The 20,666-nt window shown below is 66.6% G+C and carries 20 protein-coding genes; 11 read left to right on the forward strand and 9 right to left on the reverse strand.

Features of this window, described 5'->3' with window-relative positions:
- The first annotated feature begins 379 nt into the window (after positions 1-379).
- On the forward strand, positions 380-1,051 hold the full coding sequence (locus QX094_RS15445; protein WP_315715407.1) for a response regulator transcription factor: 672 nt from the start codon (positions 380-382) through the stop codon (positions 1,049-1,051).
- The gene (locus QX094_RS15450; protein WP_315752190.1) at positions 1,048-2,496 is read left to right on the forward strand and encodes a HAMP domain-containing sensor histidine kinase; all 1,449 of its coding nucleotides are present in this window, start codon (positions 1,048-1,050) and stop codon (positions 2,494-2,496) included. Before QX094_RS15445 ends, QX094_RS15450 begins: the two co-directional genes overlap by 4 nt.
- 30 nt (positions 2,497-2,526) lie before the next feature.
- Here the strand turns inward: QX094_RS15450 and QX094_RS15455 are convergent, their stop codons facing one another.
- The gene (locus tag QX094_RS15455) at positions 2,527-3,639 is read right to left on the reverse strand and encodes a TAXI family TRAP transporter solute-binding subunit (protein ID WP_409998662.1); all 1,113 of its coding nucleotides are present in this window, start codon (positions 3,637-3,639) and stop codon (positions 2,527-2,529) included.
- Positions 3,640-3,979: 340 nt separating this feature from the next.
- Positions 3,980-4,930 carry an aldo/keto reductase gene (locus tag QX094_RS15460; RefSeq protein ID WP_315752188.1) on the reverse strand — a complete coding sequence of 317 codons (951 nt, stop codon included), beginning with the start codon at positions 4,928-4,930 and terminating at the stop codon, positions 3,980-3,982.
- A gap of 250 nt (positions 4,931-5,180) precedes the next feature.
- On the opposite strand from QX094_RS15460, the gene QX094_RS15465 reads away from it, so the two are divergent.
- A complete protein-coding gene (locus tag QX094_RS15465) occupies positions 5,181-6,419 on the forward strand; it encodes an NF038122 family metalloprotease (RefSeq protein ID WP_315752187.1) in 1,239 nt (412 codons plus the stop codon).
- Between the two features lie 216 nt (positions 6,420-6,635).
- Here the strand turns inward: QX094_RS15465 and QX094_RS15470 are convergent, their stop codons facing one another.
- Both QX094_RS15470 and QX094_RS15475 read right to left on the reverse strand, forming a co-directional pair.
- Complete coding sequence (locus QX094_RS15470) at positions 6,636-6,851, reverse strand: hypothetical protein (protein WP_316174552.1); 216 nt, start codon at positions 6,849-6,851, stop codon at positions 6,636-6,638.
- A gap of 38 nt (positions 6,852-6,889) precedes the next feature.
- Entirely contained in the window at positions 6,890-8,077 is a 1,188-nt protein-coding gene (locus QX094_RS15475; RefSeq protein ID WP_315752185.1) for a TCR/Tet family MFS transporter, read from the reverse strand.
- 330 nt (positions 8,078-8,407) lie between these two features.
- On the opposite strand from QX094_RS15475, the gene QX094_RS15480 reads away from it, so the two are divergent.
- A complete protein-coding gene (locus QX094_RS15480; protein WP_315752184.1) occupies positions 8,408-8,689 on the forward strand; it encodes a type II toxin-antitoxin system RelE/ParE family toxin in 282 nt (93 codons plus the stop codon).
- Between the two features lie 13 nt (positions 8,690-8,702).
- Complete coding sequence (locus QX094_RS15485) at positions 8,703-9,008, forward strand: HigA family addiction module antitoxin (RefSeq protein ID WP_315752183.1); 306 nt, start codon at positions 8,703-8,705, stop codon at positions 9,006-9,008.
- Between the two features lie 956 nt (positions 9,009-9,964).
- On the opposite strand, the gene QX094_RS15490 is transcribed toward QX094_RS15485, so the two are convergent.
- The 3 genes from QX094_RS15490 to QX094_RS15500 form a co-directional block, all read right to left on the reverse strand.
- Positions 9,965-11,151, reverse strand: a protein-coding gene (locus QX094_RS15490) for an IS3 family transposase (RefSeq protein WP_316188008.1) whose coding sequence is annotated in 2 segments (ribosomal slippage) — positions 9,965-10,890 and positions 10,890-11,151 — 1,188 coding nt in all. Because the reading frame shifts where the segments join, the coding sequence is not laid out codon by codon here.
- A gap of 130 nt (positions 11,152-11,281) precedes the next feature.
- Complete coding sequence (locus QX094_RS15495; RefSeq protein WP_316183743.1) at positions 11,282-13,306, reverse strand: YgiQ family radical SAM protein; 2,025 nt, start codon at positions 13,304-13,306, stop codon at positions 11,282-11,284.
- 132 nt (positions 13,307-13,438) lie between these two features.
- A complete protein-coding gene (locus QX094_RS15500) occupies positions 13,439-14,125 on the reverse strand; it encodes a hypothetical protein (RefSeq protein WP_315752178.1) in 687 nt (228 codons plus the stop codon).
- Between the two features lie 106 nt (positions 14,126-14,231).
- Here QX094_RS15500 and QX094_RS15505 point away from each other — a divergent pair, with 106 nt between their 5' ends.
- From QX094_RS15505 to QX094_RS15520, 4 genes are all read left to right on the forward strand, one after another.
- Positions 14,232-14,927 carry an HAD-IA family hydrolase gene (locus QX094_RS15505; protein ID WP_315752177.1) on the forward strand — a complete coding sequence of 232 codons (696 nt, stop codon included), beginning with the start codon at positions 14,232-14,234 and terminating at the stop codon, positions 14,925-14,927.
- 149 nt (positions 14,928-15,076) lie between these two features.
- The gene (locus tag QX094_RS15510) at positions 15,077-15,541 is read left to right on the forward strand and encodes a hypothetical protein (protein WP_315752176.1); all 465 of its coding nucleotides are present in this window, start codon (positions 15,077-15,079) and stop codon (positions 15,539-15,541) included.
- A 132-nt stretch (positions 15,542-15,673) separates the two neighbouring features.
- Positions 15,674-16,504 carry a hypothetical protein gene (locus QX094_RS15515; protein WP_315752313.1) on the forward strand — a complete coding sequence of 277 codons (831 nt, stop codon included), beginning with the start codon at positions 15,674-15,676 and terminating at the stop codon, positions 16,502-16,504.
- A gap of 23 nt (positions 16,505-16,527) precedes the next feature.
- Positions 16,528-17,352: a type 1 glutamine amidotransferase gene (locus tag QX094_RS15520; protein ID WP_315752175.1), complete on the forward strand. Its 825-nt coding sequence runs from the start codon at positions 16,528-16,530 to the stop codon at positions 17,350-17,352.
- A gap of 11 nt (positions 17,353-17,363) precedes the next feature.
- Here QX094_RS15520 and QX094_RS15525 read toward each other — a convergent pair whose 3' ends face one another.
- Together QX094_RS15525 and QX094_RS15530 are read right to left on the reverse strand one after the other, a co-directional pair.
- Entirely contained in the window at positions 17,364-18,074 is a 711-nt protein-coding gene (locus QX094_RS15525) for an LrgB family protein (RefSeq protein ID WP_315752174.1), read from the reverse strand.
- Positions 18,049-18,468, reverse strand: coding sequence for a CidA/LrgA family protein (locus tag QX094_RS15530; RefSeq protein WP_315752173.1), 420 nt, complete (start codon positions 18,466-18,468; stop codon positions 18,049-18,051). The genes QX094_RS15525 and QX094_RS15530 overlap by 26 nt, the downstream gene beginning before the upstream one ends.
- A 112-nt stretch (positions 18,469-18,580) precedes the next feature.
- Between QX094_RS15530 and QX094_RS15535 the strand changes: the two genes are divergently transcribed.
- Together QX094_RS15535 and QX094_RS15540 are read left to right on the forward strand one after the other, a co-directional pair.
- Complete coding sequence (locus QX094_RS15535; protein ID WP_315752172.1) at positions 18,581-19,462, forward strand: LysR family transcriptional regulator; 882 nt, start codon at positions 18,581-18,583, stop codon at positions 19,460-19,462.
- Between the two features lie 359 nt (positions 19,463-19,821).
- Positions 19,822-20,649, forward strand: a complete 828-nt coding sequence (locus tag QX094_RS15540; protein ID WP_315752171.1) for a class II glutamine amidotransferase — start codon at positions 19,822-19,824, stop codon at positions 20,647-20,649.
- Positions 20,650-20,666: the final 17 nt, after the last annotated feature.

The following is a 20,666-nucleotide window of genomic DNA, read 5'->3' on the forward strand; positions in this document are numbered from 1 at the left end:
CGCGCGATCGGCAGCCGCGGCCGACAAAGAATGGCGGATCGCCCGGTATGTCCGGTCGATCATGCGGCAGGCTTCATGCGGGCGAATCCTCGGCGCGTATTTGAATGCCAGTCTAGGCCGAGACGATTACGAAAGGCTGACGTCGAAAATCGTATCATCGCGGCATGGCACGTCATACCACCGCAATCGCGCCGGCCGAGAAGTCGTTCAGCTTGCAACTGAGATATCGCGATGGAGGCTCGATCAGCCCTGGCAGATCGGGTCGACTTCGATTGAGCGCTGAAAAAAACAACGGTATCAAAATGCCGCCGACGTAATCCTATTGTAATCCGTCTGTAATGATAGGAACAGCCGATTGTCGATGTTGCGGGAGGATGGCGTGCGCGTTCTGGTCGTTGAGGACGATCCCCAGCTCGGGCTCTGGCTGCGGGATGCACTCGCGACGGCGTTCGGCTCGTCGGACATCGTCACGACGCTCGACGAGGCGCGGGCGGCGATCGCGGTGCGCAATTTCGAGCTCGTGGTGATTGACCGCGGACTACCGGACGGCGACGGGCTGGCGCTATTGCCGGACCTGCGGCAGCAGAAGCCGAGCCCCGCGACCGTGGTGCTGACGGCGCTCGACGATCCCGCCGACATCGCGCGTGCGCTCGACGAGGGCGCGGACGACTACGTCGCCAAGCCGTTCGAGCCGATCGAGCTGGTGGCACGAGCGAGGGCGGTGCTGCGCCGGCTGTTTCTCGACCGCGGCGCGATGGTCTCGATCGCCAATCTGGGCTTCGACATCGTCAATCGCGCGGTCTGCGTCGACCAGGCGCCGATCGTGGTGCCCAGGCGCGAACTGGCGATCCTCGAGGCGCTGGTTCGCCGCAGCGGGCGGGTGGTGCTGCGCGAGACGTTGGAGACCGCGGCCTACGGCTTCGAGGACGAGATCCAGTCGAACGCGATCGAGGCCCATGTGTCGCGGCTGCGCCGCCGCCTGCGCGAAGCCAATTGCAGGGCGACGATCAGGCCGGTGCGCGGCCTCGGCTATCTCCTGAGCGGCGAGTGACGCAGGTGAGGTGGCAGAAGCTCAGCCGTATCCGCCGCTCCATCACGCTGCTCTCCGCGACGCTGATTGCGGTCGTTACCACCATCATGCTGATCTGCGCCGCTGCCTTGCTGATCCGCTTCGGCGGCGACGATGACGGCACGTGGGGTGCGGCCGACGTTGCCGACGCGCTGAAGGAGGCCGTGGCTCGCGATGCTGGCGGCCAATTGCTCGTGAAGCAGACGCCCCGCCTCGACACGATCATGCAGGACTTCCCGACGTTCTGGTACGTCGTCTCCGACAAGAGCGGCGAGGTGAGCTACGGGCCGATTCCGAAATGGCGGCCGCACAAGGGTCCGTCGTCGCAGAACGGCACCAGCTTCCTGGCCTATGCGATCGACGGCGAGACCCGGCGCCTGAAACGGATGATGGCGGTCCGCAATACGCCGGTCGGCGAGGTCTTGATCGAGACCGGCGGCGTCGCCTACACGTCGACGCAGCTGATGACGGGCACCTTGACCGACGCGACCATCGTCGCGCTTCCGATCATCCTGGTCCTGGTCGCGACGGTGCTGGCGGCGCTGTTGTTCGTGCCGACGCTGATCGCCCGCCCGGTGCGTGCGGTCGCACGCGCGGCCGAGATGATCGACGGCGTTCCCGACGGCCGAAGGCTGCCCGAGCGGGACGCGCCGGCCGAATTGCTGCCGCTGGTCACCGCCTTCAACCGCGCCTTGTCGCGCATCGACCACGCCGCCGAGGCGCAGCGCAACTTCCTGTCCAATGCCGCCCACGAGCTGCGGACCCCGCTGACCAACGCCCGCACCATGCTGGAGGCGGTGCCGGATGCCGGCCTGCGCGCGAAACTGGTCGGCGAGAACCAGAAGCTGTCGTCGATCGTCACCATGCTGCTGCAACTGGCGCGGATTTCGCTGGAGCCGGACGAGCTGGGCGAGATCGACCTGGTCGCGTTGGCGCGGCGCGTCACCGCCGAGCATGTGCCGATGGCGCTGCACTCCGGGCTCGAGATCGGCTTCGCCGGCTGCGATGCGCCGGTCCGGATCCGCGGCTCGGAGCCGGCGATCGCGGTCGCGCTCTCCAACCTGATCAGGAATGCGGTCGCGCATGCCGGCGCGGGCGGTCCGATCCTCGTCGAGGTCGACGCCGCGGCGCGCCTGCGCGTGATCGATTCGGGGCCCGGCCTGCAATCCGATCAGCCCGAACGCCTGCTGCAGCCGTTCGAGCGCGGCCACGCCCGCGGCGAAGGCATGGGGCTCGGGCTTTCGATCGTGTCGCAGGTCATGGCGACGCATCAGGGCCGCGTCGCGCTGCGCGAGACGCCGGGCGGCGGCACCACGGTCGAGCTCAGCTTCGCGCGCGCCGCGCCTTCGCAAGGCGACGCTGCGGATGCGACATTGCCGGCCGCCCGGCGCACGGCCGAGCAGGCGGGATCGCCGCCGCGCGCTTGATGCCGGGACGTCGTTTCCGGCGGCCCGCGCTCAGCGCGGCTCCCTGCTCCGCTGCCACTTCAGGAAGTCGCTGTAGAGTCGCGCGGCCTCGTCCGGCGACATCCGCGCCTGCGCCTTGCGCTCGTCGAGAAACTTGCGGAATTCGGCCGGGTTGGCATCCTGGCCCGGCGACTGCATCGCGCGGGCGCCATCGAGCCATTCCTGCGCCGCCTTGAAGCGGACCAGGCCCTGCACCGGCGCCGACAGCACGGTATCGCGCCATTTCGGATGCCGCGGCGGCGATTGCAGCACCTGGATCTTGCCGAACAGCGCGTCGACGAACCGCGCCGTACGGCGATAGCGCTCGCTGTTCTCCGGCCAATTGTAGACCATCAGCACGGTCGAGGCGGCGACGGTCTCGACCTTGGTGCCCGGCGGCACCAGGTTCGGATATTCCTCGGACGAGAACGACGACGGCAGATAGATGTCCTGCAGCGCGTGGTCATAGGGGACCGTCAAGAGGTGCAGCCGGCCGCCCTCGTTCTTGATGCCCTTGATGATCGGCGCGTCCTTCGACACCGATGCGATCCAGGCATCGCCCTGGCCGTCGATCAGCTTCTGCAGCCCGCCGGTCGGATCGGTCTGGGAGTCGATGTCGGCGCGAATGCCGAGCCGGCGGAAGATCGTGCGCGCCGCCGGCAGGCCGATCGAGCGCTCGGCGAACACCCGCCGTCCATTGAGATCCTCCAGCGAGCGGATCTCGCGCCGCGCGACGATGTGGACGTCGTTGTGGAAGAGCTGCGCGATGTAGCGCACGCGCTGGGCGATGTCTGGAATGTTGTATTCCGTCTTCACGAATTCCAGCGCGTCGGTGGTGACGAAGCCCATGTCGATGTTCTTCAACATGATGATGTCGATGAGGTTCTGCGCCGAGCCCCTGCCGAGGATCGGCAGCACGCGCAGGCTCTCGCCCTCGTCGAGCACCGCGGCCATGTCGGAGCCCATGACCGACATCGGCCCGCCGATCGGCGCGGTGATCACGGTGACGGTGCCGGAGTTCAGCGCCTCGCGGTCCGGCAGCGTACCGACGGCGCCGCCGGTGGGCGGGCGCTGCGGCAATTGCTGCGCTCGGGCGCTGCCAGACAGCGCCACGAGGGATGACAGAACACATGCAAATAGGAATGCGCCAACAGTTACGCGCGCGACACGATTCACCGAACGCTTCCTCGATACATTCTAAATTGACAGTGGACTTAGCAGTTCGATCCCGGCCGAAGTTTGGCCGTGAGGTGGCGATCCGCGAGATGCTGCAAAGTCGCCCGGCCCGCTTCACCGCTGTGCTGAAAATGCGGTGCAGGAGCGTGATCGAGTGTTGCGATCGGGGACCGGCGCTGAGCGCGCCGAATCCTCGATCACAGGCCGTGTTCGGTGGAGAACGACCGTCCTGCGTGCGTGTCGAAACGTCGCACGCCTGGCGCTGAATGGTGGCGTCGCGCGCCGGCGCTCACGCGCTCGCCGCGTCGAGCCGCGCGACCTGGTCCGCGGTCAGCGCGAGCTCCGTCGCCGCCACCAGCGTGTCGACGTGCTCGGGCCTGGTGGCGCTGGCGATCGGCGCCGTCACCGAGGGCTTGGCCAGCAGCCACGCCAGCGCGATCGAGGCCTGCTGCGCTCCGGTCTCCCTTGCGACCGCGTCCAGCGCGGCGAGGATGCGCATGCCGCGCTCGTTCATGTATTTCGGGATGCCGCGCTGTCCGCGCGGGCTCTTGCCGAAATCGGCCTCCGAGCGATACTTGCCGGTGAGGAAGCCGGCGGCCAGCGAGAAGAAGGTGATGACGCCGACGCCGTAGTTCTCGCAGACGCGTTGCAGCGCGCCTTCGTAGGATGCGCGCTCGGCGAGGCTGTATTCCGGCTGCAGGCTCTCATAGCGCGGCAAGCCGCTCTTCGCCGACAGCTCGAGCGCGGCCCGCAGCCGCTCCGCCGAGAAGTTCGAGGCGCCGATGACCCGCACCTTGCCGGCCTTGATCAGCCTGTCATAGGCCGCCAGCGTCTCCTCCTGCGGCGTCGTCTCGTCGTCCTTGTGCGATTGATAGAGATCGATCACGTCGGTCTGCAGCCGGCGCAGGCTGTCCTCCACCGCGCGCGCGATGTAGTCGGCCTTCAGCCCGACCTTGCCGTCGCCCATGTCCATGCCGACCTTGGTGGCGAGGATGACACGATCGCGATTGCCGCGCAGCTTCATCCATTTGCCGATGATGGTCTCGGACTCGCCGCCGCTGTGGCCGGGCACCCAGCGCGAATAGACGTCCGCCGTGTCGAGGAAGTTGATGCCGGACTCCAGCACCTTGTCGAGCAGGCGGAACGAGGCCGCCTCGTCCACCGTCCAGCCGAACACGTTGCAGCCGAAGCAGAGGGGCGGAACGTTGAGGCCGGAACGGCCGAGCGGGCGCATCTTCATGGGAGGCTCTCGATCTGAATGATGTTGGCTGCATCCGTCGCGGACGCCTGCCGCAGATTGCCGTCATTCGTCGCGCGAGACCAGCGCGGCAGGAGCATGGCGGGCCCGCCCGGCCGCATCCAAACCGTGGCGCGGCTGCCCCGAAGTGGGTCCGGCAGCGTCAGACTTTTCACTCACTTGCCGATGATGGTCGCAGCCTGCGAACGCCTCGCAGCTGGAGACGCGGGGCCATGATCAAGGAGTCCGTCTGATGAACACGCTGACCTATGACCAGCTCGGGCTGAGCTCAGATGGCCTCATGATGCCCGATCCGGCCGCGGCGGCGAAGAACACGACGACCAATATGGATGCGGCTGCCTCGCCTGTCGTGCTGCCGCCCGGCGCGGTGTCGGATCCGGTGGTGCACGCCGACGGCTCCGAGACCGTCTCGGTTCACACCGGCGGTCTCACCTTCAACCTCACCTTCGATGCCGCCGCTGCGGCCGCGCCTGAAAGCTTCCGCGCCGGCGTCGAGCAGGCGGCGGCGATCCTGTCCTCGGCGATCACCGATCAGGCCACGGTCAACCTCGCGATCGATTTCGCCGGCACCGGCGGCGGCGCCGGCGCCAATGTCTCCAATGGCGTGTTCGCCAGCTACGCGCAGCTCCGAACCGATCTGCAGGACCACGCGGCGGCCGGCGACACGGTGTTCGACAACCTGCCGACGGGGCGGGCGGTGCAGGGCCATTCCCAGGTGTTCGTCGCCAACGCCCAGGCCAAGGTGCTCGGGCTCATCGATCCAAACAGCACGACGACGGAGGACGGCTTCGCCGTCTTCAACACCGACATCCCGACGCAGTCGCTGGTCGGCGTCGCGCTGCACGAACTGTCGCATGCGCTGGGACGGGTGCCGTCGCCGGGCAATCTCGACATCTTCGACCTGTTCGACTTCACCAAGCCGGGGCAGCATCTGATCAACAACAGCATCAGCTCGGCGCCTCCCGCGTATTTCTCGCTCGACGGCGGGCTCACCAAGATCGCCGATTACGGCCAGATGTCGGACCCGGCCGACTTCCTCAACACCGGCATCCAGGGCGCCCGCGATCCCTTGAACGAATTCTACAATCCGACCACGTCGCAGACGCTGTCGCCGATCGATCGCGTGGTGCTGGAGACGCTCGGCTACAATATCTCGACCCCCGACACGCAGGCGCTGCTCGCCCAGATCCCGCACGCCGCCGGGGTCGCCGCACCGGTGCAGACGCCGCAGCAGGCCGTCGCGATCGCCTCCGCGGTGGCCGCCGAGACGGCCGCCAGCCTCACCAAGCTGGGTGATGCCGCCGGCGCCGCGCAGGTGCTGGCGAATGCCCAGGCCGACGCTGCTGCGCTGAATGGCGCCGATGCCGGCGCGAACCATGACCACGCAACGGCCCATGCGTCCTATTCCGCCGAGCCGCACCACGATCCGATGATGCTCGCGATGCATCTGCACGCGATCAGTGCGAACTGAGGCGGTCGCTACCAGCAGAGGATTGATTGGGCGCGAGAAGGCCATCGCGTAGTCGATCTAAGTCATGCCCGCCATTTCATCGTCGTCATGGCCGGGCTTGCCCCGGCCATCTCCGTCGCACTCGCCTGAACTGAAAGGCGTGATGTAGCCAGGCGATCGGGCGGATCGGAGGTGCGGTCTGCTCACGATCGATCGCCATGTGTCCGACGCGACAGGTCAGGATCGCTCGCGGTCGCGTTGTCGGTCGAGCTTGCGCAGATAGCTGAGGCCGCACACGGTCAGCCGGCCGGGATCATGCACGCCTTGTTCGGCCAGTCCGCGGATATGCCGCGCCAGGGCGCGCCGCGCTCCCTGGTCCAGATCGTGTCTGGCCACGCGACGATAGATCTGCATCGCTCGAACGAGCGGCTTTGCGAGTTCGATCTCAGGCATCCGGGCCAACGGGCGGCGACGGCGATGGTTCCGACGCATCAGGGCGCAGGCGCCGGCTTGGCCGGGCGCAGCGTGACAACGACGGGAATAGCGATCGCGTAGATGGCGACGACCGACAGCCAGATCGCCCCGGGCCATTCGTCCCTGACGGCGAAGTACAGGCTCGAGAAGCCGAGCGGCGCAACGATCGAGGCGAGGCTGACCGTGGCGGCGAGCACGCCCTGGAACTGGCCCTGCAAATGTGCGTCCACCTGCCGGGTGGCGATCGACTGCAGGGCCGGCATGCCCATGCCGCCGAGCGCGAATAGCGGCATGGCGCCGAACACCATCCAGCTCTGCCTGGCGAACGCCATGGCCGTGAGCGCCGTGCAGACACAGGTCACTCCGGTCAGGATGGCGCCGCGCTCGGTCAGCAATCTCACGGCCGGACCGGGAAGGAATATCTGCGCCAGCATCTGGCACACCCCGAAGGTGCCGAGCGACAGGCCGATCCAAAGACCGCTCCAGTGGAAGGTGTCGCCGCCCCACAGCGCCCAGCAGACGCCGTAGGCCTCGCCGGTCGCGCTGAACAGGAAGAAGAGGAGAACGACCGGCAGCAGGCTCTTGACGGCGAACACCCAGCGCAGTGGCCGCAGCGGGTTCAGAACTGCGATTTCGATCCTGCCGGAGTCCGGCGGTCGCGATTCCGGCAGCATCAGCAACGCCAGCAGGGCGTTGCATCCGTTCAAGGCCGCCGCCACGACGAACGGCAGCCGCAGCCAATGGTCGCCGAGCGCGCCGCCGAGCACGGGCCCGATGATGAAGCCCATGCCGAACATCGCATTGAGCAGCCCGAAGCGGCGGGGCCGCTCGTCCTCGCGCGAGATGTCGGTGATGTAGGCCGTGGCCACCGAGACGTTTGCGCTGGTGACGCCGGCGATGGCGCGGCCGAGCAGGAGCATCCAGAGATCGGATGCAGCGGCCAGGAACAGGTAGTTGACGATGGCGCCGGCCAGCGAGACCAGCAGCAGCGGGCGCCGGCCGAGCCGATCGCTCAGCGAGCCCAGCACCGGGGCGCAGATGAATTGCATCGTGGCGTAGAGCGCCGTCATGACGCCGAGAAGGAACGCCACGTCGCCGGTGTGGGTCACGTCATGCAGCAGCGACGGCAGGATCGGAAAGATCAGCCCGATGCCGGCGGCATCGAGCACGATGGTGAGATAGATGACGGCAACAGCGCTGGTCATGGCGCGCTCCGGTGCACGCGAGCCGACGGCGCAGATGTGCGCGACAGCTCGCTGGAGCCTGACGATCGGTCAGGCGATTGATGTGTGGGAGACGCTGGGCCGGTCCGTGCCAGAAAGGCAGATGGACGGCTTGTACTCGGCCGCAGGCAACGGCCGCTTTTCGCGACAGGCGCCGTCTATACGTGACGATCGGGCAGCGCAAGCGGCTTTTTCCGAACGACGATCGGCGCGTTCAATGCATAGTTGAGCGCCGGTCAGTGAGCGCCTCCCGTCGCAGCAGGTCCTGGGCGACCGCTTGACGAATGTATCATCAATTGATACATCCATGCCATGATCAGGAGCTTCCGCGGCAAAATCACAGAAGCCGTGTTCAATGGCGAAAACCCGAAGGGCTTTCCATCCGATCTGGTCAAGGTGGCACGTCGAAAGCTGCGCTACCTCAATGCCGCGGCCGATCTCGGCGATTTGAAATCGCCCCCCGGCAATCGCCTCGAGGCACTCGTTGGAGATCGCCACGGACAACATTCGATCCGCATCAACGATCAGTTCCGGGTGTGCTTCGTCTGGACGGCAGAAGGCCCCGCGGAGGTCGAAGTCGTGGACTATCACTAGAAGGGACGCTGCGATGACCAAGAAGCTCAAGCCCATGCACCCCGGGGAGGTTCTGCGCGAGGAATTCCTCATTCCGCTCGAGATGTCCGCGGGTGCCCTCGCGAAGGTGTGCGGCCTGCCGCGGACACGGATCGAGCGCATTGCCGGCGAGCAGACCGGCATCACGGCTGACACCGCGCTCCGGCTCGCCAAGGCGCTCGGCACGACGCCGGAGCTCTGGCTCAATCTGCAGACTGATTACGACGTCCAGATCGCGAAGCGCGATCTCGGCAAGATTCTCGATCGCATCGAGACGGTGAACAAGCCGCGGGCGGCTTGACGGCTGGAGGCTTGAGCCGTCCGCAAGGCAGGTGGATCTGAAGTTTCGTGCACTGTCACTGTAACCCTGGCTCAATCTGAAAACGGACTGCGATCTCCAGATCGCGAAGCGCGATCTTGGCAACACCCTCGACCGCATCGGGAACGTGAAAAAGCGGCGGTCGGCTTAAAGGACTGGAGGCTTGGCTTGTCCGTGGCCAATTGGACCTCAAGTTCGTGCACTGTCACCGTGACGAATAGGTGTTAAGGCTGGCGATGGTGAATTCGTCGCTCATCCGCAGCCATTCCTATTAATTAGCTTGACGATTACTATGCGAATGCAACCATAAAGAGTGTATTCTTTAATATCAATGGCCCGAGCGGTCAATATTCAGTAGTTCGACCATTTGCAAGAGAGGCAATCGATCCCGATGCAAGTAAGCCAAAGTACGACCGCGCAGCCCGGATTTTTGCCGCTCGTCATAGTAGGAGCAGGACCTGCGGGTCTTGCGGCTGGAATTTCTTGTTTAACGTCTGGCATCGACTTCCGAATCATCGACATGGGTAACTCGCTTGAGGGCCGCAGTCATGCAAGTCTCTCGGACCTGGGTCATGGGATCGGCGGAGCGGGTCTTTACTCAGATGGAAAGTTCTCGTTCTATCCGTCCGCAACGCAGCTTTGGCTCTTGGAGCCGCGTCATGATCTTGAAAAATCGTACGAATGGATGGCGTCGGAGCTGCACCGAATCGGAGTTCCATTACCGAACATTCCCTCGGACGTCTCAACCACGGAATCGACAGATTTAATAGCCGAACAGTTTCTAGAGAAGTCTTACGCGTCGCTTTATGCTAATTTTGAACAACGAGAAATCCTAATCCAGAAGATGCAAGGTGCTCTAACAGGTCGGATCTGGTCAAATACGAGGTTGTACCAAGTTGAAGAACATGAGCGAGGGCGTCTGAGCTGCCACCGAAGTTTCATCCAGCAGAGTTTAGAGTCCGGGTGGGTTGTACGCCGAGTGGCGCGGGTGGAGCAACGGGCGATTGGCGGAGCTGGTCGGGGTTGCGCAGCCGATCGCCCGTTGCGGTGAGGTTGGCGGCAAAGGCCGCAGGGGTCTGGTATCTCAGCGAGGAATGCGGCCGCGCGTTGTTGTAGTCGGCAACCCAGGCGGCGAGCCTGCGCCTGGTATCATCGAGACCGAAGAACAGCGTTTCATTCAAGAACTCGTCGCGCATCCGGCCGTTGAAGCTCTCGACGAAGGCGTTCTGGATCGGCTTGCCCGGTGCGATGAAGTGCCAGTCGATCGCGTTGTCCCTGCACCAGGCCAGCATCGCGTTGCTGGTAAACTCGGTGCCGTTGTCCGAGACGATCGAGCCCGGCTTGCCGCGCCGGGCGATGATCGAGGTCAGCTCCCGCGCCACCCGCCGCCCCGAGAGCGAAGTGTCGGCAATCGCGCCCAGGCACTCCTTGGTGACGTCGTCAACGATGTTGAGGATGCGGAAGCGCCGCCCGCCTACGAACTGATCGGACACGAAGTCCAGCGACCAGCGCGCATTCGGCCTCGCATCGACCAGGATTGGCACGCGGACGCCGCAGGCCTTGCGGCGGCTGCGGCGCTTGCGCACCGTGAGCCCTTCCTCCCGGTAAAGTCGATGGACGCGGTTGATCCCGGACGGCTCGCCCTCCCGCCGCAACAGAATGAACAGCCGTCGATAGCCGAAGCGCCGCCGCTCGCTGGCGAGCTCGCGCAAGCGGCCCCGAAGCGCGGTGTCGGGGGGCCGGCGGGACCGGTAGCGGACCATCGTCCGGTCCGCTCCGACGATCGAACAGGCCCGCCGTTCCGACAGGCCCAGCTTGGCCTGCAGGTGCGCCGCCGCGGCGCGCTTGGCGGCAGGCCTTACCATTTTTTTGAGAGCAGCTCCCGCAGCGCGGCCGCATCGAGCATCTGCTCGGCCAGCAGCTTCTTCAGCTTGGCATTCTCGTCCTCGAGCGCCTTCAGCCGCTTGGCTTCGGAGACGTCCATGCCGCCGAATTTAGCCTTCCAATTGTAGAACGTCGCTTCCGAAATCCCGTGCTTCCGAGCCAGATCGGCCGTCTTCGCACCGGCCTCGTGCTCCTTCAAAACCGCGATGATCTGCTCTTCCGTGAACCGCTTTCGCTTCATCTGTCCGTCCTTCGTCAGGCCGGACTCTAAATCGTTCTGGAGGAAATTCTTAGGGGCAGGTCACCGGGACGACAGCGGAGAACGAGGCGGGTGCGTGCCCATGCCATCAAGCTTGGCGCGCGCTCGACAACTACTTCCTGATCTTCACGCCCTTGGTCGTGAACCGCTGCGGCCGCGGCTCGGCTCGCACCGGCCGCCGCGTGACGGCGGCCTTGCCCGTGCCGGGCGGCTGATGCGCGGGCACCAGCTGATCCGGGCGGGAGCCGATCAAATCGGCGCGGCCCATGGCGCGGAGCGCGTCGCGCAGCACCGGCCAATTGTCCGGATCGTGATAGCGCAGGAACGCCTTGTGCAGGCGTCGCTGCTTCAGGCCCTTGATCGCCTCGACCTTGTCGCTGCCGTCATGGCGGACGCCGCGCAGCGGGTTGACGCCGGTGTGGTACATCGCGGTGGCCGTGGCCATCGGCGACGGCAGGAAGGTCTGGACTTGATCCGCGCGGTAGCGGTTCTTCTTCAGCCACAGCGCGAGGTTCATCATGTCCTCGTCGGACGTGCCGGGATGCGCGGCGATGAAATACGGGATCAGATAGTACTTCTTGCCCGCCTGCGCCGCGGCCGCATCGAACATCTGCTTGAAGCGGTCATAGCTGCCGATGCCCGGCTTCATCATCTTGTCGAGCGGGCCGCGCTCGGTATGCTCCGGCGCGATCTTCAGATAGCCGCCGACGTGATGCGTGACCAGCTCCTTGATGTAGGCCGGGCTCTCGACCGCGAGGTCGTAGCGCACGCCGGAGGCGACCATCACGCGCTTGACGCCCTTGACCTCGCGCACCTTGCGATAGAGCCGGATGAGGTCGTCATGCGAGGTGTTGAGGTTCGGGCAGATCTCCGGAAACACGCAGCTTGGCCGGCGGCACGCGGCCTCAACCTTGGGGTCCTTGCACGCCATCCGATACATGTTGGCGGTCGGGCCGCCGATGTCGGAGATCACGCCGGTAAAGCCCGGTGTCTTGTCGCGGATGCGCTCGATCTCCTGCAGGATGGAGCCCTCCGAGCGGCTCTGGATGATGCGGCCCTCGTGCTCGGTGATCGAGCAGAAGGTACAGCCGCCGAAGCAGCCGCGCATGATCGTCACCGAGAACTTGATCATGTCCCAGGCCGGGATCTTGGCGTCGCCATAGGACGGATGCGGCGCGCGGGCATAGGGCAGATCGTAGACGCTGTCCATCTCCGCCATGGTCAGCGGGATCGGCGGCGGGTTGAGCCAGAGGTCGCGGTCGCCATGGCGCTGCACCAGCGGCCGCGCATTGCCCGGATTGCTCTCGCGATGGAGCACGCGCGAAGCGCGGGCATAGGCTTCCTTGTCGGCCTCGACCTGCTCGCAGGACGGCAGGCGGATGACGACGTCGCCCTTCTCCCGCGCCGCGCCTTCGTCGGCGGAGTCGAGATCGTCGGCGTGCAGCTCGACGAAGCCCTCTGGCACTTTGCGGAACAGCGCGGTGCCGCGGACCGACTGGATGTCCTTGGGCGCTTCGCCGCCGGCGATGCGGTGCGCGACCTCGATCACGGCGCGCTCGGCATTGCCGTAGATCAGGATGTCGGCCTTGGCGTCGGCCAGTACCGAGCGGCGCACCTTGTCGGACCAGTAGTCGTAATGCGCGATGCGGCGCAGCGACGCCTCGATGCCGCCGAGCACGAGCGGAACGTCCTTGAACGCCTCGCGGCAGCGCTGCGCATAGACCAGCGTGCAGCGGTCCGGCCGCCTGCCGCCTTCGCCATTTGGCGTATAGGCGTCGTCGCTGCGGATGCGGCGATCGGCGGTGTAGCGGTTGACCATGGAATCCATGTTGCCGCCGGTGACGCCGAAGAACACGCGCGGTTTGCCGAGCGCCTTGAACGGCTCGGCGGAGTGCCAATCGGGCTGCGAGATGATGCCGACGCGAAAGCCCTGGGCCTCGAGCAGCCGGCCGATGATCGCCATGCCGAAGGAAGGATGGTCGACATAGGCGTCGCCGGTCACCAGCACGATGTCGCAGGCGTCCCAGCCGAGCGCGTCCATCTCCTTGCGGCTCATCGGAAGGAACGGCGCAGGCCTGAGGTCCGCGCGATGGCGCGGCCAGGAACTCAGCGGTGGGGCGGTGAGGGCGATGTTCATCGCCCACGCATAGAGCCGCAGCGCTGCGAGTTCAACCGAAGCCCCGGTCGCAGGCGAGGGCAGGTGGTCAATTTGTCCGGAATGGTTCCCGCGGCGTTGCGCGGCCGACCTGACGTCGCGGTTCCTGCCGTCTCAGTTGAGGTGATGCGACGCGCCGTTGCGGCGCTTGAGCCAGCCATGGCCGAAATAGGCCAGCAGCGCGGCTGCGGCAAGCATGATCCACATCGAGGGCATCTTCGAGCGCGGGCTGCCGCCGGCCTCGCCGACCGTGACGGGCGCCATGCCGGGCTCGGTCATCGACACCAGCCGCAGGCCGGCGGCGTCGGTCGCGCGCCGCATGTCGGCGATGGCGGAGTGGGGCAGCGGGTCGGACGCGAACAGCCGACCTGTCGCCGGTGCGTCGGACGCGGCGAGGTCGCTCGGCGGCGGCTCCATCGAAGACTGCGCGGCCTGGGTGCCGGAGGGCAGCTGCGCAAAGGAGTTCAGGTTCGCCGGCCGATGCGGCTTCGGTCCGTGCTGCGCCATCCGGTCCGGCTTCTCGGCCTTGTCCATCTTCTTCGGCGTCATGCTCTGCGGCACCGCGACCCGCACCTGCGGCCGCGAATAGGACGCCGGCTGGGTGACGGCCAGCATGCGGTCGGACCAGGCCATATAGGCCTTGCAGAGATCGTTGCAGTACTGGCCGTTGACCATGTCGCCGTTGGCGGGGCCGGCCTGCGCGGCGCCGGGCGCGGCAATGCAGATGACGGAGACCAGCGCGGCGGCCGCTCCGAGCCTCGACGATGTCAAAACAGGCAATGCGCTCAACTGGCCGATCATCGCAATTTCCCCCGTCGCGGTTTCACGCCGTTTGAGGAATAACGACAGCTGGTCTGGTCGAGAGTTGGATCAGATCGCGTCAACATCCGGATGAGTTGAGGTCAATTTGCTGATGCGAGGCGTTATCAATAAAAGGGGACGGGCTTTGCTGTTCGACATCGACGGCACGCTCGCTGATACCGATGCGCTGCATCTGCAGGCCTTCAACGCGGTGTTCGGGCCATATGGCCATGCGTTCGACCGCGCGCGGGCGGCACGCGAACTGCTCGGCCGATCCAATTTGTCGATCTCCGCCCAATTTCTGCCCGATGAGCCGCCCGAGCGGCGCGCGGCGGTCATGGCGCAGAAGGAGGAGGTGTTTCGCAGCCTCGCCGCCGGCGCGGTGCAGCCGCTGCCGGGCCTGATGGCGCTGCTCGATCGGGCCGCGGCGGCGGCGATTCCAGTGGTGGCCGTGACCAACGCGCCGCGGGCCAATGCCGAGCTGATCCTGCACGGGCTCGGCCTGATGGACCGGTTTCGCGCCGTGGTCATCGGCGACGAGCTGCCGCACGGCAAGCCGCACCCGCTGCCCTATCTGGAAGGCCTGCGCGCGATCGATGCCGTGCCGGAACGGTCGGTCGCCTTCGAGGATTCCCGCGCCGGCATCGCGGCGGCGACGGCGGCCGGCATCGCCACCGTCGGCATGCGCACCAATCTCGGTCACGACGAGCTGATCGCGGCCGGCGCGGCGCTGACCGCGGCTGCGTTCGACGACGCCGGCGTGCTGGATCTGGTGATGGCGCGGCTGGGAGGGAGATTGTGAGCGACGCGTCGCCATCCGGCGATAATGCCGCCTGCGGCGGAGCTGACATGTCGCTGACATCCGGCAACAGCTTGCGGTCACCGCGCTTGCGGCATGGTGTCGACGAACGCGGCCGCCGGGTTGGCCGTGACGAGATCAAGGTGAGACGCATGCGCAAGTTGTTGATCGCGGCCGGCCCCTCGGAACAGCCGTTCCGGCTGATGTTGCAGGTCGATGACGAGGGATCAGCATCCAATCAGCGCGGCCGTCGCCCCAGTGGAGCAGGGCGAGCCAAGCGCGCCGATGGCCGCGCCAAGCGTTCGGCCCGGCCGTTTCGCTGGGCGCAGCCGTCGCGCGCAATGGCCGCCATCCTTCGCGGCTTGCGGGCGACGCTGCTGGCGTTCTCTCCCGTGGAGATCCGGAGCGATGTGAGCGTACGCCAGGAGGCCTTGCGGGACATGTCGCCGGTTGTGCCGCGGCTCCGCGCCGTCGGCGGCTGCGGAGGAACGCGCGAGGCCGCCGCCGTGCCGGCCGGCGCGCTCAATGCGATGGTCTGCGCTGCGGCCACGCCGCGCCATCACGTCCGGTCGATGGAGACGCCGCGTGCCCAGCGCCGGCGGCTGCGCGCCTGCTGATCGCATCACCGCATGGGTGCCCCTGCATGCACCGTCCGTCGCAACTTGCTTGTCCGCAGCCCGATGCCGTGATTGAAACGGACGGTGCGCGCCAGGCTCGCTGTGCTCGCCTCGCAGAAGGACGGATCGATCATGTTCGTGGCGCGTGTCCTGCCGATGGCCGCCGCCTTTCTCTGCGCGACCGCCGCCCTCGCGGCCGACAAGCCCGGCGACACCAGGGGTACGGTGCTGGAGCCGTCGCCGGCCAATCTTGCGCTGACCTGGAGCGGGGCCAACCTGGTGTTGCCGGCGACACTCGCCGGCGGACGGCGCTGGGAGGGCCGTGCGGAGGACGCGCCCGACGTGATCGGGATCGCGCCGCTCGTGATCGTGATGCACGGGTCGAGCGGCGTCGCGCCGGCGGTGAAGGAGTTCCAGGCCTGGCTCGCCGACGAGCTCGGAGTGGCATCGGTGGCGCCCGACAGCCTCGCGATTCCCGACCGGCTGACCTACACCTCGCCGGTCGACGTCGCGACCTATGAGCACGTCCACGCCTTGCGGCTGGCCGAGCTGGAGAACGCGCTGAAGGCGTCGCGCGACTGGAGCTGGGTCGACCGGCTGCGGATCGTGCTGGCGGGCACCAGCGAGGGCGCGGTGGCGGTCGGCCGCTACGCCGGCAAGGACGTGGCGGCGCGGCTGATCTTTTCGTGGTCGTGCGAGGACAACTACTTCGTCACCGCGCCCGGACTCGGCATCGGCCCGACCGAGCCGGTGCTGAACGCGATTTCGGCGCGCGATCCCTATTTCTCGGCCGCCAATCCCTGGAACAAGGACCGCGCCGTCACCGGCTCCTGCGCCGCCGCGCTCAAGGACGATGCGAAGGCGGAGGTGATGGTGATCGATGCCGACGTCCATACGATCCTGAACCGGCCGGAGGTGCACGAGCGGAGCGCGCGATTCCTGCGCGGCGTGTTGGATCCGTGATCGGGCGGGCGGAGGTTTGACGAGTGCTGAGACTGCTCGTGCTCGAAGGCAACTCGCTGGACGGCCGGCGCCGCTGGGCCGAGGTCGCCGGCGCCACGCCGTCGGAGAGCTACGCGGCCGTGCTGCGCGCGCTGGCGCCGCACGCGGCGATTGACATCGCCACGCCCGCTGATGCCGATGCGCGCCTGCCGCAGCCGATCGAGGCCTATCAGGGCATCGTCATCACCGGATCAGCGCTCAACATCTATCAGCGCGAGCCGGAAGCGCTGCGCCAGATCGAGCTGGTGCGGACGATCTTCGCGCGGGGCGTGCCGATGTTCGGCTCATGCTGGGGACTCCAGCTCGCAACCGTGGCGGCCGGCGGCGAGGTGTCGCTCAATCCGGCCGGCCGTGAGGTCGGCTTTGCGCGCAAGATCGCGCTGACGGAGGCGGGCCGCGACCATCCGATGCATGCGGCGCGGGGCGCCGTGTTCGATGCCCCGGCGATCCATAGCGACATCGTCACCCGGCTGCCGCCGGATGCGACGGTCACCGCGCATAATGCCATGAGCGAGGTGCAGGCCGCGGAGATCCGCAGCGGCTACGGCCGGTTCTGGGGCGTCCAATATCATCCCGAATTCAGCCTGCAGGACGTTGCCTGGGTGCTCCGCCGCATCGGCCAGCCGCTGGTCGAGGAGGGCTTCTTCGTCGATCCGGCGGAGCTCGAGCGCTACGCAGCCGATCTCGCCACCCTGCATCACGACCGCGCCCGGCGCGACATTCTGTGGCGGCTCGGGCTCGACCAGGACGTCGCGAATGACGGGGTCCGGCAGGCCGAGATCAGCAACTGGATCGCCTCGCTCGCGTGACGCTGAGAACGCTACCGCATGAACTGAATGATGAGCGGCGCCAGCGCCACGTTCATCAGCCCGACCAGCACCATCACGAGGCCGGCGATCGCGCCTTCCTCGCGGCCGATCTGGTGGGCGCGCGCGGTGCCCGCACCATGCGCGCCGACGCCGAACAGCGCGCCCTTGGCGAGCGTCGAGCGCAGTGGCAGCCGCGCCAGCACGACGTCGCCGACGGCGGCGCCGATGATGCCGGTGAGCACGACGAACACGGCCGTGAGATCGGGGATGCCGCCGATCTCGCCTGAGACTTCCATCGCGAACGGCGTGCTCATCGAGCGCGGCAACAGGCTCAGACGCAGCTCGCCATCGATGCCGAGGACATAGGCCAGTGCCCAACTGGTCGCCACGGCGGTGAGGCTGCCCGCGACCATGCCGGCCAACAGCAGCGGCCAGCGGCGGCGGATCAGCGCGCGTTGCTCATAGATCGGCACGGCGAAGGCGACGGTGGCCGGGCCGAGCAGCGCCACCAGCCAATGCGTGCCGCGGATGTAGTCGCGATAGGAGACGTTGAGCGCGAGCGCCGCGATCATCAGCAGCGCGGGCGCCACCGCGAGCGGCATCAGCCACCAGCGCGGCCAGCGCCGGTGCACGCGCTTCGCCAGCAGATAGAGCAGGATCGTCGCGAGCGACCAGACCGCCGCCTGGATCAGCGGCTCACGCCACAGCGCGGCGAGGGTCATGACGCTCGGTCCAACGGTAGCAGAGGTCGATCGTGAGCGCGGTCACGCACATCACGGCGGTGGTGCTGACGACGATCAAGGCAAAGATCTTCAGGCCAAGCAGGCCGAACAGCTCGCGATGGTCGAGCAGCGCCAGCACCGCCGGCACGAAGAACAGCAGCATCTCGGCGAGCATCCAGTTCGCGCCGCGCTTCATGCTGGCGACCTTCAGCCCGCCGGCCAGGAACAGGGCGAGCGCGAGTGCCATTCCGATGATGCCGCCGGGCAATGGCAGGCCGGTCGTCCGGGCCAGCGCCTCGCCGACAGCCCAGAACAGGCCGAGCAGGCCGATCTGCACCAGTCGGCTGCGGCGGAACAGGCGATGGACCCCAATGGAAATGTTGCGATGCATCATGCGGCGGCGTCCAAAAAGTGATTGTGCTTTTCAAGGTATGCCGCATCGCAGCATGTAGAAAGCGAATTGAATGAATGGTAATAAGTCCAAAATAGAATACTAGGGCGCGATTATGGAACTCCGTACCCTCAGGACCTTCGTCGAGGTCGTCCGGCAAGGCGGCTTCTCCCAGGCCGCCAAGGTGGTGTTTGCGACCCAGTCGACCGTGAGCAAGGCCGTCAAGCAGCTCGAGGACGAGCTTGGATTGCCGCTCTTGGACCGGCTCGGCCACAAGAGCCGCATGACAGCGGCTGGCGAGATCGTCTATCGCCGTGCGATCCGGCTGCTGACGGAGCGCGATGATCTGCAGGCGGAGCTCGCCGAGCTGCGCGGCTTGACGCGCGGCGTGCTGCGCCTCGGCCTGCCGCCGATCGGATCGAGCACGCTGTTCGCGCCGTTGTTCGCGCTCTACCGCCAGCTTCATCCGGAGATCGAGATCCGGCTGGTGGAGCACGGCAGCGACCGGCTCAGCGAATTGCTGGCTGCAGGCGACATCGATTTTGCCGGCCTGCTGCCGCCGATCGCCGATGAGTTTGCCGCGCAGATCGTGCGCCGCGAGCCGCTGATGGCGCTCGTTTCTGTCGAGCATCCGCTGGCCCGCCGCGAGACGATCACGCTCGCCGAGCTGCGCGACACGCCGTTCGTGCTGTTCGAGGCCGGCTTCGCGCTCAACCGCATCCTCCGCGAGGCCTGCCGCCGCAACGGCTTCGAGCCGGTTGTGGCCGCGCGCAGCACGCAGATCGATTTCATTGCCGAACTCGCCGGCGCCGGTCTCGGGGTTGCCTTTCTGCCGCGCATGATTGCGACCCAGCGCACGCAGGTGCCGATCAGTCTCGTCCTGCTCGACGAGCCCGGCACCGAATGGACGCTGGCGATGGCCTGGCGTCGTGGCGCCTATCTCTCGCCGGCCGCGGCGGCGTGGCTACGGCTGGTGCGCGAGCGCGGCGAGGCGTGAACATGAGTGCGACGATGTCGCTTCATCTGTGAGGAACGTGCGGCGAGACGGTCGGTGTCGCCATGGCGATTGGAAAGGACCTGAGCTCTACGCACAACTCGCAACGATCGAACACCTGTCGCAACGCCGCGAAAGCGCGAGCCCGGAGAGGCGACCTCGGACGTGCGGACGGGAACGGCAGGAGCTGACGAAGGTTGCCTTCGCGCATGACTCGCTGAGCTGCGCTCCCACAGGCTGACGTCCCGTGCGTGACTGAGTGCGCGGGAACCAGGGGTGCTTTGACGCGTTTCCGCCTGCTCCGAAAGAACGTGACACGCGCAGGCGTGCCGCGAGCCCATTGATTGAACCGGAGGGGCAGGATGTGCCGCTGGATCGCGTACCGCGGTGAGACGACCGCCTTCGAGCACTATGTGACCGAGCCGGAACATTCCCTGGTGACGCAGAGCATCCGCGCGCTGGAATCCACCGCAGGCACAAATGGCGATGGCTTCGGTCTGGGTTGGTATGGGGATCATCCTGAGCCCGGCCTGTATCGCGAGACGCGCCCGGCGTGGTCCGATGAGAACCTCCGCTATCTCTGCCGACACCTGCATTCACATCTGTTCTTCGCGCATGTGCGCGCCGCGACCGGCACGGCCGTGACCCGTCAGAACTGCCATCCGTTTGCCTGCGGCCGCTGGCTATTCATGCACAACGGCTTCGTCGGTAGCTGGAACAGGCTTCGCCGCAAGGTCGAGGCAATGATCCCGGACGCGCTGTATCCGTCGCGGCTCGGCACCACCGATTCCGAAGCCGTGTTCCTCGCCATCGTCGGCGCCGGCATCGATCAGGACCCGATCGGTGCGACATCGAACGTGCTGCGCGCGCTCCGCCAGCTGGTCAACGAGGACGGTCTGCGTGAGCACCTGCGCTTCACGTCCGCCCTGTCGAACGGCCACGATCTCTACGCATTTCGCTTCGCTGCGAATGATCGCGCCAACTCGCTTTACTACCGGGAAGATGGTGATCAGGTCATCGCCGTCTCCGAGCCTTTTGACAAGGAGCCGGACTGGATCGAGGTTCCGCCCGATCACGTGCTGGTCGCGCGCGCGTCCAGACGCGCTGAAATCGTTCCGCTATTTGACGCAGACTCTGCCGGTTTCGCCGCGGAACACAAACGAAGACAGAGGGTTGTCGGCGGCACCTAAGAACAACAGGAACTGGA

Origin of the sequence: Bradyrhizobium sp. SZCCHNS1050, assembly GCF_032484785.1 — a bacterium.
Lineage (GTDB): Bacteria > Pseudomonadota > Alphaproteobacteria > Rhizobiales > Xanthobacteraceae > Bradyrhizobium.

Coding starts and splice junctions, on each gene's coding strand:
- QX094_RS15475 (WP_315752185.1), bottom strand. CDS start 8,077: ATGACCAGCGCTGTTGCCGTCATCTATCTCACCATCGTGCTCGATGCC.
- QX094_RS15510 (WP_315752176.1), top strand. CDS start 15,077: ATGCGCAAGTTGTTGATCGCGGCCGGCCCCTCGGAACAGCCGTTCCGG.
- QX094_RS15460 (WP_315752188.1), bottom strand. CDS start 4,930: ATGAAGATGCGCCCGCTCGGCCGTTCCGGCCTCAACGTTCCGCCCCTC.
- QX094_RS15540 (WP_315752171.1), top strand. CDS start 19,822: ATGTGCCGCTGGATCGCGTACCGCGGTGAGACGACCGCCTTCGAGCAC.
- QX094_RS15470 (WP_316174552.1), bottom strand. CDS start 6,851: ATGCCTGAGATCGAACTCGCAAAGCCGCTCGTTCGAGCGATGCAGATC.
- QX094_RS15500 (WP_315752178.1), bottom strand. CDS start 14,125: ATGATCGGCCAGTTGAGCGCATTGCCTGTTTTGACATCGTCGAGGCTC.
- QX094_RS15530 (WP_315752173.1), bottom strand. CDS start 18,468: ATGATGCATCGCAACATTTCCATTGGGGTCCATCGCCTGTTCCGCCGC.
- QX094_RS15480 (WP_315752184.1), top strand. CDS start 8,408: ATGATCAGGAGCTTCCGCGGCAAAATCACAGAAGCCGTGTTCAATGGC.
- QX094_RS15515 (WP_315752313.1), top strand. CDS start 15,674: ATGTTCGTGGCGCGTGTCCTGCCGATGGCCGCCGCCTTTCTCTGCGCG.
- QX094_RS15485 (WP_315752183.1), top strand. CDS start 8,703: ATGACCAAGAAGCTCAAGCCCATGCACCCCGGGGAGGTTCTGCGCGAG.
- QX094_RS15525 (WP_315752174.1), bottom strand. CDS start 18,074: ATGACCCTCGCCGCGCTGTGGCGTGAGCCGCTGATCCAGGCGGCGGTC.
- QX094_RS15535 (WP_315752172.1), top strand. CDS start 18,581: ATGGAACTCCGTACCCTCAGGACCTTCGTCGAGGTCGTCCGGCAAGGC.
- QX094_RS15465 (WP_315752187.1), top strand. CDS start 5,181: ATGAACACGCTGACCTATGACCAGCTCGGGCTGAGCTCAGATGGCCTC.
- QX094_RS15495 (WP_316183743.1), bottom strand. CDS start 13,306: ATGAACATCGCCCTCACCGCCCCACCGCTGAGTTCCTGGCCGCGCCAT.